The organism is Pseudomonas sp. ASL9 (genome assembly GCF_056680335.1).
This window is the reverse complement of sequence record NZ_CM155277.1, coordinates 5,122,206-5,135,058: the sequence shown is the minus strand read 5'-3', so window position 1 is coordinate 5,135,058 and position 12,853 is coordinate 5,122,206. Positions and strand designations below refer to the sequence as shown.

10 protein-coding genes are annotated in these 12,853 nt (G+C 56.9%); 1 reads left to right on the top strand and 9 read right to left on the bottom strand.

Features of this window, described 5'->3' with window-relative positions; all coding sequences use genetic code 11:
* Nucleotides 1–16: 16 nt before the first annotated feature.
* The 3 genes from AC1ME2_RS23625 to AC1ME2_RS23615 form a co-directional block, all read right to left on the bottom strand.
* Nucleotides 17–745: an amidotransferase gene (locus AC1ME2_RS23625; RefSeq protein ID WP_480437257.1), complete on the bottom strand. Its 729-nt coding sequence runs from the start codon at nucleotides 743–745 to the stop codon at nucleotides 17–19.
* Nucleotides 746–857: 112 nt separating this feature from the next.
* The gene (locus AC1ME2_RS23620; protein WP_480442310.1) at nucleotides 858–3,002 is read right to left on the bottom strand and encodes a 3-hydroxyacyl-CoA dehydrogenase NAD-binding domain-containing protein; all 2,145 of its coding nucleotides are present in this window, start codon (nucleotides 3,000–3,002) and stop codon (nucleotides 858–860) included.
* Nucleotides 3,003–3,045: 43 nt separating this feature from the next.
* Nucleotides 3,046–4,251: an acetyl-CoA C-acetyltransferase gene (locus AC1ME2_RS23615; RefSeq protein WP_480437255.1), complete on the bottom strand. Its 1,206-nt coding sequence runs from the start codon at nucleotides 4,249–4,251 to the stop codon at nucleotides 3,046–3,048.
* A 679-nt stretch (nucleotides 4,252–4,930) separates the two neighbouring features.
* Between AC1ME2_RS23615 and AC1ME2_RS23610 the strand changes: the two genes are divergently transcribed.
* Nucleotides 4,931–5,704, top strand: coding sequence for a cytochrome c (locus AC1ME2_RS23610; RefSeq protein WP_480442308.1), 774 nt, complete (start codon nucleotides 4,931–4,933; stop codon nucleotides 5,702–5,704).
* Nucleotides 5,705–6,286: 582 nt separating this feature from the next.
* Here AC1ME2_RS23610 and AC1ME2_RS23605 read toward each other — a convergent pair.
* From AC1ME2_RS23605 to AC1ME2_RS23580, 6 genes are all read right to left on the bottom strand, one after another.
* Nucleotides 6,287–7,090 (bottom strand): transglutaminase family protein, encoded by an 804-nt coding sequence (locus tag AC1ME2_RS23605; RefSeq protein ID WP_480437253.1) that lies wholly within the window; start codon nucleotides 7,088–7,090, stop codon nucleotides 6,287–6,289.
* Nucleotides 7,087–8,046: an alpha-E domain-containing protein gene (locus AC1ME2_RS23600; RefSeq protein WP_480437251.1), complete on the bottom strand. Its 960-nt coding sequence runs from the start codon at nucleotides 8,044–8,046 to the stop codon at nucleotides 7,087–7,089. The genes AC1ME2_RS23605 and AC1ME2_RS23600 overlap by 4 nt, the downstream gene beginning before the upstream one ends.
* A gap of 12 nt (nucleotides 8,047–8,058) precedes the next feature.
* On the bottom strand, nucleotides 8,059–9,468 hold the full coding sequence (locus AC1ME2_RS23595; RefSeq protein WP_480437249.1) for a circularly permuted type 2 ATP-grasp protein: 1,410 nt from the start codon (nucleotides 9,466–9,468) through the stop codon (nucleotides 8,059–8,061).
* A 329-nt stretch (nucleotides 9,469–9,797) separates the two neighbouring features.
* A complete protein-coding gene (locus AC1ME2_RS23590; RefSeq protein WP_219060602.1) occupies nucleotides 9,798–10,136 on the bottom strand; it encodes a ribonuclease E inhibitor RraB in 339 nt (112 codons plus the stop codon).
* A gap of 251 nt (nucleotides 10,137–10,387) precedes the next feature.
* Nucleotides 10,388–10,624: a hypothetical protein gene (locus AC1ME2_RS23585; RefSeq protein WP_480437247.1), complete on the bottom strand. Its 237-nt coding sequence runs from the start codon at nucleotides 10,622–10,624 to the stop codon at nucleotides 10,388–10,390.
* A gap of 140 nt (nucleotides 10,625–10,764) precedes the next feature.
* The gene (locus AC1ME2_RS23580) at nucleotides 10,765–12,852 is read right to left on the bottom strand and encodes an LTA synthase family protein (RefSeq protein ID WP_480437245.1); all 2,088 of its coding nucleotides are present in this window, start codon (nucleotides 12,850–12,852) and stop codon (nucleotides 10,765–10,767) included.
* Between the last annotated feature and the right edge of the window lies 1 nt (nucleotide 12,853).

Below are 12,853 nucleotides of genomic sequence, written 5' to 3'. Positions count from 1 at the left end.
GCGTAACGGTTTACGCTCAGATCAGCGGCGTTTCAGATTTATGCGCGACAAACCGCATCATCCATTCGGCCACTGTAGTGCCCTGGTGATCGTGTTCCAGGCTGGCAATGCCGCTGTTGTAAATCTGCTCGCCCAGACACTGCTGACGGATTTCCAGCAAGGCGCGGGAATAGTCATGGATGAACTCTGGATGCCCCTGAAAGCACAACACTTGATCATTGATATGAAACGCGGCGAACGGGCAGAAATCGCTGAAGGCGATCACGGTAGCGTTTTCCGGGAGCGCTGTGACCTGATCCTGGTGGCTGATAAGCAACGTCAGCTCGTCGATGGCCGGGCTCATCCAGGGTGTCGCCGGGGCCAATGTGTAACGGTGCGTACCGACCCCCCAACCCTGATGGGCGCGTTCGCTTTTGCCGCCGAGCAGCAGCGCCAGCAATTGATGACCGAAGCAGATCCCGAGCAGCTTGTCGCCCTGCTCGAACCGTAGCAGCAGGTACGTTTTCAGGGTTTGAATCCACGGATCGCTGCCGAATGAATCGGCTTTGCTGCCTGTGATCAGATACGCGTCGAAACGCTCATCATCAGCCGGGTAAACACCTTGCATCACGTTGTAGACGCTAAACTCTGCCGGAATCGGCTGACGCGAAAACAACCGCTCAAACATCTGCCCATAACCCTGATATTGATCGACCAACTCTGGACGCAGGATATCGGTTTCCAGAATGCAGATGCGTAACGACATAAAAAAGTACCTGACACGGTAAAGGCAATAGCGCACCGGCAAAGCCTGCCTTGAATGACCACCTCAAGGCAAGCACCCTGGCGCTAATCTCTCCCCCCCTTTTAGCCTCACCTTAAAACGCTTGGTCCTTGGCCGCCTTGTCCAGCAGTAGCGCCGGTGGCTCAAAGCGCTCGCCGTACTGCTCGGTCAGGTACTGCGCACGGGCGATGAAATCATTAAGCCCGTACTGATTGATAAATTGCAGCGCGCCACCGCTCCAGGCGGCAAACCCGATGCCGAAGATCGACCCGATATTGGCGTCGGCGGTGGACAACAGCACGCCCTCCTCCAGGCAGCGCACGGTTTCGATGGCCTGAATGAACAGCAAGCGATCACGTATATCCTGTGCGGCAATCTGCCCATCGGCTTTTTCGAAGCGCGATTTCAGTTCTGGCCACAAATGCTTGGGTGCGCCTTGCGGGTAATCATAAAATCCACCGCCAGCGGCCTTGCCTGGGCGCTTGTACTCATTGAGCAGCAGGTCGACCACCGCGAACGAAGGGTGCTGCTGTACAGGTTTGCCCTCAGCCTCAAGGTCCTCGCGTGTTTGTTGGCGAATGTGGCTCATCAGGCTCAGAGACACTTCATCGGATACCGCCAGCGGCCCGATGGGCATGCCGGCCTTGCGCGCTTCAGTTTCGATCATGGCCGCCGATACGCCCTCGCCCAGCATGGCAATGCCTTCACCGGTAAAGGTACCGAACACCCGTGAGGTGAAGAAGCCCCGACTGTCGTTGACCACGATGGGGGTTTTCTTGATTTGCAGGACGAAATCGAAGCCTCGAGCCAGGGTTTCATTGCTGGTGTGGGCGCCTTTGATGATCTCCACCAATTGCATCTTGTCCACCGGACTGAAGAAATGCAGGCCGATAAACCGCTCCTGATGCGCAATTGCCTTCGCCAGGCCGCCGATGGGCAAGGTCGAGGTGTTGGACGCGATGACGGCGTCACGCAAGGCAACCCGCTCCGCCGCCGCCGTGACAGTGCCCTTGAGTACACGGTCTTCGAACACAGCTTCGATGATCAGGTCGCAGCCGTGCAGGTCGGCATCCTGCTCGGTGGGCAGGATCCGCGCCAGAATCGCATCCCGCTGCTCGGCAGTCATTCGACCGCTGGAGACCTTCTTGTCCAGCAATTTAGCCGAATGGCTTTTGCCCTCCTCGGCCGCCGCCTGACTGACGTCTTTGAGCACCACATCGATGCCCGCCGACGCGCTCACATACGCAATGCCGGCACCCATCATGCCCGCGCCGAGCACACCGACCTTTTTCGTCTGGTAAACCGGAATACCTTTGGGGCGTGATCCACCGGCATTGATTTCATTGAGCTGAAACCAGAGGGTACCGATCATGTTTTTAGCGACCTGGCCGGTGGTGAGCTCGGTGAAATAGCGCGTTTCGATGATCTCCGCCGTATCGAAATCCACCTGTGCGCCTTCCACGGCTGCGCAGAGAATTTTTTCAGGCGCAGGAAAACACCCCTGGGTACGGTTTTGCAGGATCGATGGCGCAATGGCGAGCATTTGCGCGACTTTCGGGTGTGATGGCGTGCCACCGGGAATCTGATACCCGGCCACATCCCAAGGTTGTTTAGCGGTCGGGTTGGCGATGATCCACGCGCGGGCCTTGGCAAGCATGTCGTCGCGGTCGCTGGCGATCTGGTCGATCAAGCCAGCTTGAAGCGCCTGTTGCGGATTGACCTTTTTACCCTCAAGTAAATAGGGCAGCGCTTTTTCCAGGCCGAGCATACGCACCATCCGCACGACCCCGCCGCCCCCCGGCAAGAGGCCGAGGGTGACTTCCGGCAGACCGATCTGAATACTGCTGTTGTCCAGGGCAATGCGATGATGGCAAGCCAGGCAAATCTCCCAACCGCCGCCCAACGCGGCGCCATTAATGGCGGCCACGAACGGTTTTCCCAAGGTTTCGAGCGTGCGTAACTGCGCCTTCAGGTTCAGAACCATCGCGTAGAACCACTGAGCGCGGGCCTTGTCGACCTGGATCAGTTCGTTGAGGTCGCCACCGGCGAAAAAGGTTTTTTTCGCCGAGGTGACGATTATCCCGGCAATCGTATCTTTCTCGGCCTTCAGTCGGATCACAATGCCAGCCATGGCATCGCGGTATGTTGCGTTCATGGTGTTAGCTGTCTGGCCGGGCATGTCGATGGTCAGGACGACAATCTGGTCCTGACCCTTCTCATAATGGATGGCGTCAGTCATGGCGGAGGTCATAGAGAAATCCTGGTGGAGTCGTGAGACAGGCTTAATAGCGTTCGATGATGGTGGCAATGCCCATGCCGCCGCCGACACAGAGTGTCGCCAGGCCATAGCGCAGTTGGCGAGCCTCCAGCTCATCGAGCAAGGTGCCGAGGATCGCGCACCCCGTTGCTCCCAGCGGGTGACCCATGGCGATGGAACCGCCATTGACGTTGACCTTGTCGGCACTGATGCCCATGTCCTTGATGAACTTGAGCACCACCGAGGCGAACGCTTCGTTGACTTCGAACAGGTCGATATCCTCGACCTTTAACCCGGCCCGGCCCAAGGCCTTGCGAGTAGCCGGCGCGGGACCGGTGAGCATGATGGTCGGGTCGGCACTGGTCACTGCCGTCGCGACAATACGTGCCCGAGGGCGCAGACCTAGGGCCAAGCCCTTGGCCGCAGAACCGATGAGCATCGCTGCTGCGCCATCAACAATCCCAGAGCTATTGCCGGGGGTATGAACATGGTTGATGCGCTCAACATGGCTGTAGACCCGGAGCGCGGTGGCATCGAATCCCATCTGGCCGATCATTTCGAAGCTCGGTTTGAGCTTGCCCAACCCTTCCAGGGTCGAGTCGGCGCGAATGAACTCATCGTGATCAAGCAACAGCGTGCCGTTTTGGTCTCTTACCGGCACCAGGGACTTGTTGAACGAACCTTCGGCGCGGGCACGAGCGGCCTTTTGCTGGGAGTGCAAGGCGTAGGCATCGACGTCGCTACGACTGAAGCCTTCCATCGTCGCAATCAAGTCGGCACCGATCCCTTGCGGGGTGAAATGGCAGTGCATGTTGGTTTGTGGGTCCAGCGCCCAGGCACCGCCGTCGCTGCCCATCGGTACGCGTGACATCGACTCGACCCCGCCCACCACCACGAGGTCTTCAAAACCGGAACGAATTTTCATCGCGCCAAGGTTGACCGCTTCCAGGCCCGACGCGCAAAACCGGTTGATCTGCACCCCGGCAACGCTGACGTCCCAATCGGCGACCAGTGCCGCGGTTTTGGCGATATCCGCGCCTTGATCGCCCACTGGCGTCACGCACCCCAGAACAATGTCATCGACTTGACGGGTATCCAACTGGTTGCGCTGCTGCAAGGCACCCAGCAACCCAGCCATCAGATTTACCGGCTTTACGCTGTACAGCGCGCCATCAGGCTTGCCTCGGCCACGGGGCGTGCGTACCGCATCGAAAATCAACGCTTCAGTCATGACATCCTCGGAACGCGGTGGAAAGTGAATTCCTGTACCGACACCTTAAACGTCACCTGACCTGATTCAATGACCGGAGCGCTCATTAGCCTTGACTGTCACGCTCAGACGAACGGTAGCTGACTAACAGAACCCAAATCTCAAGCGCGCCAAGCGTCTAGCAGAGGCTGTACTAGGAGGATGGCGATAGGCTTCATACCTTTTTAATCAGTTTTTGTTGTTAGCTGATACGAAATAGATCTAGGCCAAGCGTGACGCGGGCCCTAAGGTTAACGGTGTAACAGGCAGACGAAAAAAATACAGCAGTCGTCTGAGTTGCCGGGTTTGCCGGGACACCTGTTCGGTCGTATCACCTTTGCCAGCTGCCGGGTTCATGCACTACGAAATCGGTGGGCTTTAGTAGCTCAGGAATAACAACAAAAGGCAATCAGCCATGTTTAAACATTCGAAAGTTCGTCAGGCGGGACTTATTGTGTTCGCCACCACCCTTTTATTGATTGTGCCGAACATGACCCGTCTGTTCGGTTGATCGTGTCGTTGCCACGCCAAAGCAAGGTGTTCGATACGCGGTCAAGTAAAGCGCATCTGTGCCAATCTTCCAGCCTTAGTTGATGGAGGTGTGCTTATGCGTCAGTGGTTGGCATTCATACCGTTGGTTTGCTGTTTTGCGGCCAGCCACATGGGAGTTGTTCACGCCGCGCAATTGACTGTCGAACTACCCGACGGGGTTCATACTTGGGACACCGAGCAGTTGCTTAAGCATCCTCAGGCGCAGCAGATTCAAATAGCCGAGGATGTTTCCTACAAGCGCGCCATGACTTATCGCGCAGTGCCTATGGAGGTGCTGCTTGAGGGCGTGAGTGCCAAGGATCATCTCCAGGCCGTGGCCACGGATGGATTTGCGGCGGAGATGCCAGCCGGCCCCCTGCTTGAGAACACTGGCACACGCGCTTGGCTGGCCATCGAAGACCCATCCAACCCTTGGCCGCCACTCGGTAAAGACCAACACAGCGCCGGTCCTTTTTATCTGGTATGGACCGAACCGGAAGCCGGCAATATCAGCCCCGAACAATGGCCCTACGCGGTCAGTCAAGTACGGGTATTGGCGTCCGTGGCGGAACGTTTTCCGGCGATGCTTCCCGACCCAAAACTGGCGACCAATGATCTGGTCAACCAAGGTTTTGCGCTGTTTCAGAAAAACTGTCTGGCCTGCCACCGGTTGAACGGCGCTGGCGATTCACAGCTAGGGCCGGACCTGAATCAGCCTCACAGCCCCACCGAATATTTTGCCGGCGATTACCTCAAACGCTACATTCGTGACCCGCAAAGCCTGCGCCAATGGCCACAGGCAAAAATGCCCGCCATCTCGACAGCCATGCTGTCCGATGGTGAGCTGGATCAACTGATTGGGTATCTCAGGCATATGGCGCGGCGCAGAGCGGCGACGCAATAGCAGAAGGTTATCGCGGCCTGTCAGGGCCTCTTCGCAGGCAAGCCTGCTCCTATCAAACTGTAAATTATTGAAAAATAAAGCATAAATGTCATTATATTTTCAGCCAGACACAGATTCGTAGGAGCTGCCGAAGGCTGCGATCGGCTGCGTGGCAGTCGTAAACTCTGGATTGCTGAAGGTCGTGTCGACCTTATCGCAGCCTTCGGCAGCTCCTACCAGTTTGCTGCGCGACAGCGCGGCGTCGGAGACGCGGCGAGGCCTCCTATCAAACTGATTTTTAATTCTTTAAAAACAATATGTTGGCGCTGATTTTGATGTGTATATCCGGCATTTGGGTGTGTTGGAATTACGGTTTCGCTCTTACAGCGAGGAACCTTTTTCAGACGTCGGGACGCCGAACCGCAAAAAGGTACCCCAAAACGCTTGCCCCTCCATGCGGATCCTCGCTCCGGCGTTCTGGAAAAGGGGCCTTGCCGTAATTCGATACTCAATTCACTCCCAATCCCAACGGCAGATCAAAACCCTGTGGGAGCACGCTTGCAACTACGCGTCCCGCTGCGAAGAAATTGATGCACTGCGAACTTACTGCGACTGAACCTGCACCGCGCGAATCGGCGCGACCGACACTTTGGCGTGCATCTGCTCGCAGCCACCGCCACGGCGCATGCCACGTACCGGGCAGGCGTCGAGGTAATCCAGACCCACCGCCAGCTTGAGGTGACGCTCAGGCCGGGACAGTTGATTAGTCACATCGAAGCTGTACCAGGCGTCATCGATCCAGGCTTCTGCCCAGGCATGACTGGCCAGATGCTCGCTGTTTTCGCTGTAGAGATAACCTGACACATAACGCGCTGGCACTCCCAGGCTACGGGCACAGGCCAGGAACGCATGGGTGTGGTCCTGGCACACGCCTGCACGGCCAGCAAACGCTTCAGCAGCACTGGTATCGACTTCTGTCGAACCCGGACGGTAAGTCATGTACTGATTCAAACCGAGCATCAAGTCGATCAAGGCACTGCGGTCTTTACGCGCGTGACACTGTTTCAGCGCAAAAGCGCGTATGGCCTCATCCGCTTCGGTCAGACGGGTGAAACGCAGAAACGGTAGCGCTGACTGGCTTTCATGCTCAGCCTCACGTTTCTCGTCGATTTCAACCTGGCCACGGGCACCGATGATGATCGCTTCGTGAGGCTCATCTAGCGTCAATACGTGCAGGATATTGCCGAACGGATCGATCTGCGCACGCACCGGGCGTGGCAGGGTTAGCTGCCAACTGAGCACCTGCTGGCGTTCGCTGTCATGAGGCGTCAGACGCAAATACTGGATGCTCGCGCGGACCTGATCTTCGTAGTGATAAGTGGTCTCGTGGCTAATTGAGAGTCTCATACAGCCTCCAGGTATGAAGTGTGGATAGCGTTACCCAATTGGGCTACTAACGGAATGAATTCATTCAGCCATTCATGCAGGCCTTCACCCAGAATTTCATCAATGCTGGTATAGCGCAGACGTGCGTCGAGTTCAGCGGCCAAGCGCTGTGCCGGACGGCCATTAGTGCCGGGCAGGCTGGCGAGAATCTGACCGGTTTCTTCCAGACAAGCACGTAACGAGCGTGGGATGTCGGCGCGTAACAACAGCAATTCAGCGACCTGACGCGCGCCTGGCGCATCCCGATACAGCTCGGTGTAAGCCTCGAACGACGACAAGGCGCGCAGTAAGGCGCTCCACTGGTAGTAGCCGTACGCCGAACTGTCGGAGACCGCTTCGGTATTTTTCCCGAGCACTTCGAGCATCTCGTAACGGGCATCGAGCATGCGCAAGGTGTTGTCGGCGCGCTCGATGAACGTCCCCAAACGGATAAAGCGGAAAGCATCGTGACGCATGATGGTGCCGTAGGTAGCGCCCCGAAACAGGTGCGAACGCTCCTTGACCCACTCACAAAAACGACTGATGCCGTAGCGACTCAAGCCCTGCTCGGCGATACCGCGTATCTCAAGCCACGTGGCGTTGATGTTTTCCCACATGTCCGCCGTGATCCTTCCGCGCACCGCATGGGCGCTGGCGCGAGCGGAGCCCAGGCAGCTATAGATGCTCGTCGGATTGGTCGCATCCAGCGCAAAGAAATGCAGCAAGCGTTCGGCATGCAACTGGCCGTGCCGCTCCAGGTAATCGTCCAGCGTGCCGGTGATCAACAACGGCATGGCCATTTCATCCAGGCCGTCGCTGTGCCCGTCCTGGGGCATCAGTGACAGCGAATAACTGACGTCGAGCATCCGCGCGAGGTTTTCCGCTCGCTCCAGATAACGCGACATCCAATATAAATCCGAGGCAGTTCTACTTAACATTGGCAGGCATCCTTAATCCTCAACCACCCAAGTGTCCTTGGTTCCACCACCCTGGGACGAGTTCACCACCAGGGAGCCTTCGCGCAGGGCTACTCGGGTAAGCCCGCCGGGCACTACCCGGGTTTCACGGCCAGACAGTACAAACGGACGCAAGTCGATATGCCGCGGGGCGATGCCGTTCTCGACAAAGGTCGGACAGGTCGACAGGCATAAAGTGGGTTGTGCGATATACGCGTGGGGCTTGGCTTTGAGCCGAGCGCGGAACGATTCGATTTCCGCTGCCGAAGCGGCCGGGCCGACCAACATGCCGTACCCCCCGGACCCCTGTGTTTCCTTGACCACCAGTTCCGGCAGATGCGCCAACACGTGGGACAGCTCTTCCGGTTTCCGGCACTGCCAGGTCGGCACGTTTTGCAGAATTGGCTCTTCATCCAGATAGAAACGGATCATGTCCGTCACATAGGGATAGATCGACTTGTCATCCGCTACGCCGGTCCCAATGGCATTGGCCAGCACTACATTGCCAGAACGATAGGCCGAGAGTAGGCCAGGCACGCCAAGCATCGAGTCGGGGTTAAACGCCAGTGGATCGAGAAACGCATCATCCAGGCGACGGTAGATCACATCAACGGCTTTAGGCCCGTCAGTGGTGCGCATGAAGACCCTATCGTCACGCACGAACAGATCAGCCCCTTCCACCAGCTCGACACCCATCTCCCGCGCCAGAAAGGCGTGTTCGAAAAAGGCACTGTTGAAGCGGCCAGGGGTTAGGACCACCACGCTCGGGTTATCGATGGGGCTTGAGCTTTTCAAGGTATCGAGAAGCATGTTGGGGTAATGATCGATAGGCGCGATGCGCTGAGCGGCAAACAGCTCCGGGAACAGGCGCATCATCATCTTGCGATCTTCGAGCATGTAGCTGACGCCGCTGGGCGTGCGCAGGTTGTCTTCAAGCACGTAATACGTGCCGTCGCCATCACGCACCAGGTCGACACCGGAAATATGCGAATAAATATCACGGTGCAGATTCAGGCCCTGCATAGCCAGCTGATATTGCTCGTTGGCCAGCACCTGTTCAGCAGGGACGATCCCGGCCTTGATAATCCGTTGATCGTGATACAGGTCGGCGAGAAACATGTTCAACGCCTTGACCCGCTGAATACAGCCACGCTCGACAATCCGCCATTCACTGGCTGGAATACTGCGCGGGATCGTATCGAACGGAATCAGCCGCTCGGTGCCTTGGTCGTCCCCATACAGCGTGAACGTGATCCCGGCACGATGAAACAAAAGATCGGCTTCACGCCTGCGCTGAGCCAAAAGCTCCGGCGGCGTCTCACCCAGCCAGCGGGCAAATTCCCGATAATGCGGACGGACCAGCCCGCCAGCATCGTACATCTCATCATAAAAGGTGCGAATCATGCCGTACTCCTTGTCACCACGGACATCAAAGGCCTTCGCAAGGCCCGTGCCATCGGCATAAACGCTTAAATATCAAATAGTTGGATAAATCCGCTACCGCTGCCGCACCATTCCTGTGCAGTAACCGCCCCAACTAGTTCTCCTACGCTTCATTGCGAAGCGTCCTTCAACATCAGTATCTATTACCAGCATACCCAGAGTTGATTTCACAGGTGAATTTAGTTCCACAACACACCCGATAGTCCATGTAGCGGCTAGAATCCACAAACTAAAACCGGCTGACAAAAGGTCAGCCGGTAAGGGGATTACAACGGGAACACCCTCAGGCGTTAATTAAAACGTTTGATTTCCTGAGTCACGCCCCACCCCTCGACCTCGCCGTCCAGCGGTGTGATCACCGTTTGAAAATCTTGCTCGAAATCATCGATACCGCCATAGGTGGCGTACATCACTTTACTCAACTGCAGATGCCATGCCCCGTCATCACGGACGCTGACCTGCGCGTTCAAGGATTCTCCGCGAAACTGCCCTGCAGCCTGCCGCGCCCGCTCCTCATCCGGGAAAACGGCATAAAACTCGATGGGATGGATACGTGCGAAATCAAAACCGCCCTCTTTCATGCGGCGCAGTACGTTACTGCTGATGTCCTCTTGATAGGCTGTGCTCATGAAACGTCCTCCTATGCAACGATAGATAGAGTTTCAACACTCCCAACGCAACGCACCAATGGGTGGTCGCTCGGCGACGGATACTCCGCCGCCAGAGAGTCAAGCATGTAGCTGACAAGGCCAGATCTATCAGGTAGACCGGGCATCGACATAGAAGAGACCAGAGCAACCCTGCACTGGCCTCATTTGCAGAGTAACCCTATCGACCGCCTGTGCCAAATGGCAGAACAGGCAATAGCCAAAAGTTTGATTCAAGGGGCTTCGGTGACAGAGATAATCTGCACGCTGTGCAGTGCCTTCAGGGATTTTACCGTGGGCTCGGGAGCCCGACCGTCAAGATCGTTCAGATCCAGTTTATCGACCACCGGATACAAAACCTCGCGCAGATAGTCTGCCGCAGACTCCAAATCAGGACGTTGTTCGCGTGCAAACTCAAGGCTTTGTCGGACGCCGTCTTTATCAAGATAAGTAATGGTCCACTGTTTCATCTATGTCTCCTCAGCGAAGCCGAAGAAAGCGGCTCACATAATCTGGACCCTGAAAATCCAGCATTCGTTCCACTGCTTTTCGCTACCGAACGAACAAAAAAAAGAGGCTGATAAGAGCCTCTTTTTGGCACGTTTCCAGATTAATGCATCTTGCTGTCGGCCACGCCTGCGGCATTGTCCATCAGGCTTTTGGTTGCGGTTTGCAGGAAACTTTCCAGTTTCTGCCTCAGTTGTGGCAAATCGGGCTGATTGGGCATCAGCTCTGCATGGGGCTTGGCGCCCAGCTTATATTGGTACACGCGAGGCTCCATCTCATTGGGCTCGACCAGGATGCGATCACCGGTCACCAACGCGACGGTCAGCTCTCCCCCCGATGGCTTGATCACGCCAAAACCCTTGTCGCCTTCAGGCAGGTTCAGCAAGTCACGGCCCCAGCATTGGTTACGCGACTCGCCGCCCAGACGCCCCATGATGGTCGGTACGATATCGATCTGGGTGCCGACGATATTGCTGCGCTGACCGAATTTTTCCTGGACGCCAGGGCCGATCATCAGCATGGGTACGTTAAAGCGCCCAAGGTCCATTTCTGTAATTTGCTGATCATTGCCGAAACCATGATCCCCGACGACGATGAACAGGGTTTCCTTGAAATAGGGCTCTTTGCGCGCCTTCTCGAAGAACTGCCCCAACGCCCAGTCGGCATAACGCATGGCGGTCAAATGCTCATCCAGCGTGCCATGCCCGGTGACCGGCTCGACCGGCAGGTCTGCCGGCAGCGCGTACGGCGTGTGGTTGGACAGGCTTTGCAACAATGCATAGAAAGGCTTGCCACCTTCGCGCGCTTTCAGCTCCTGAGCGCCTCTGTCGAACATATCCTGGTCGGACACACCCCACGTTGGATCGGAGAACACGGGATTGACGAAGTCATTACGGCCAATGAAGTTGGTCATGCCCTGGTTGCTGAAGAAGCCTGACTGGTTGTCCCACGCAAAATCGCCGTTGTAGACGTAGACATCATCGTATTTGCGGGAGCTTAGCAACTGCGGCAGGCCGGACAATTTGTGGCTGCCCTCCGGGGTTTGCATCAGGTATTCAAAACCTGGCAGGTTTGGGAAACAGGCCATGGTGGCGAACATGCCCTGGTGGGTATGCGTGCCGTTGGAGAAGAAGCGATCGAACAACAGGCCTTCCTTGGACAGCTTGTCGAAGTACGGCGTAATGTTGGCATCGCTGCCCAAAGCGCCCACCGAATGGCCAGCAAAGCTCTCCATCAAGATCACCACCACGTTGCGGATAGGCAGCGTTTTCTCCACAGGCGGGAAGGAATCGCGGCGCACGGCAGCGGTGTCGGCATCAACCAGCTTGTCACTGGCGGTCAGCAACATGTTGCGCACGGTTTGTTGCGCCAACGGTTCCGGCAGCGTGGGCTTCCAGATATTGGCGCGCTGGTCGGACGTGAGGGCTTCGGCAGCAGAGATCAACGATAAGGTGCCATTGAGGCCCAACTGGTTGGTGAAGTTCGAGTCAGTGGTGTAAGCATCGCCCCAACGCAATGGTGGGCCCTGACGCAGAGTGCCACGAACGGCGACGACAGCAATCATCAGGCAGACCACGAACATGCCGATGCGCAGGTACCACGGCGCGACCGAACGGTTGCTGCTCGAGCTGACACTAAGCCTGCGTCGCGTGCGGGTCAGACGGTCAGCACCCTTGAAGAGCAAACTCAGGGTCCAGGTAACTGCCGCCCAGGCCAGCAAATAGCGCCCCACCGGGAAGCCGTGCCAGAGCATGCTCAGCACGGTTTTCGGGTCTTCCTTGACGTACTGGAACACCAACCCGTTCAAACGCTGGTGGAACTCGCGGTAAAAGTCCAGCTCCATCAGGCCGAGGAACAGCGTGATACTGGCGACAATCGTCAACCAAAACCGGAATAGCCCACGCGCAGCCATTACTCGGGCACTGAACAGCGCCAGCAACAGAGGAGTGAGCAGGTAGACCGTCAGGCGCAAGTCGAAACGCAGGCCATTGACCATCGCCTCGAAAAAGGCCGACGCCGGAATGCTACCCATCATTTCACGGTTATAGACCAGCAGCGCGACTCGCAGCAGGGTGTACATCACCATCAAGACCAAGCCGCTCAGCAGCGTGTAAGCCAGATGCGATTTGACGGTGGGTTGCAGCAAGCGCGACGAGGCGTGCTGATGACTCAGGGCGTCCGGTGTGGCCATG

What these genes read in the sequence shown, in the direction of transcription:
- AC1ME2_RS23625 (WP_480437257.1), bottom strand. Translation starts at nt 745, where the DNA reads ATGTCGTTACGCATCTGCATTCTGGAAACCGATATCCTGCGTCCAGAG.
- AC1ME2_RS23620 (WP_480442310.1), bottom strand. Translation starts at nt 3,002, where the DNA reads ATGACTGACGCCATCCATTATGAGAAGGGTCAGGACCAGATTGTCGTC.
- AC1ME2_RS23615 (WP_480437255.1), bottom strand. Translation starts at nt 4,251, where the DNA reads ATGACTGAAGCGTTGATTTTCGATGCGGTACGCACGCCCCGTGGCCGA.
- AC1ME2_RS23610 (WP_480442308.1), top strand. Translation starts at nt 4,931, where the DNA reads ATGGGAGTTGTTCACGCCGCGCAATTGACTGTCGAACTACCCGACGGG.
- AC1ME2_RS23605 (WP_480437253.1), bottom strand. Translation starts at nt 7,090, where the DNA reads ATGAGACTCTCAATTAGCCACGAGACCACTTATCACTACGAAGATCAG.
- AC1ME2_RS23600 (WP_480437251.1), bottom strand. Translation starts at nt 8,046, where the DNA reads ATGTTAAGTAGAACTGCCTCGGATTTATATTGGATGTCGCGTTATCTG.
- AC1ME2_RS23595 (WP_480437249.1), bottom strand. Translation starts at nt 9,468, where the DNA reads ATGATTCGCACCTTTTATGATGAGATGTACGATGCTGGCGGGCTGGTC.
- AC1ME2_RS23590 (WP_219060602.1), bottom strand. Translation starts at nt 10,136, where the DNA reads ATGAGCACAGCCTATCAAGAGGACATCAGCAGTAACGTACTGCGCCGC.
- AC1ME2_RS23585 (WP_480437247.1), bottom strand. Translation starts at nt 10,624, where the DNA reads ATGAAACAGTGGACCATTACTTATCTTGATAAAGACGGCGTCCGACAA.
- AC1ME2_RS23580 (WP_480437245.1), bottom strand. Translation starts at nt 12,852, where the DNA reads ATGGCCACACCGGACGCCCTGAGTCATCAGCACGCCTCGTCGCGCTTG.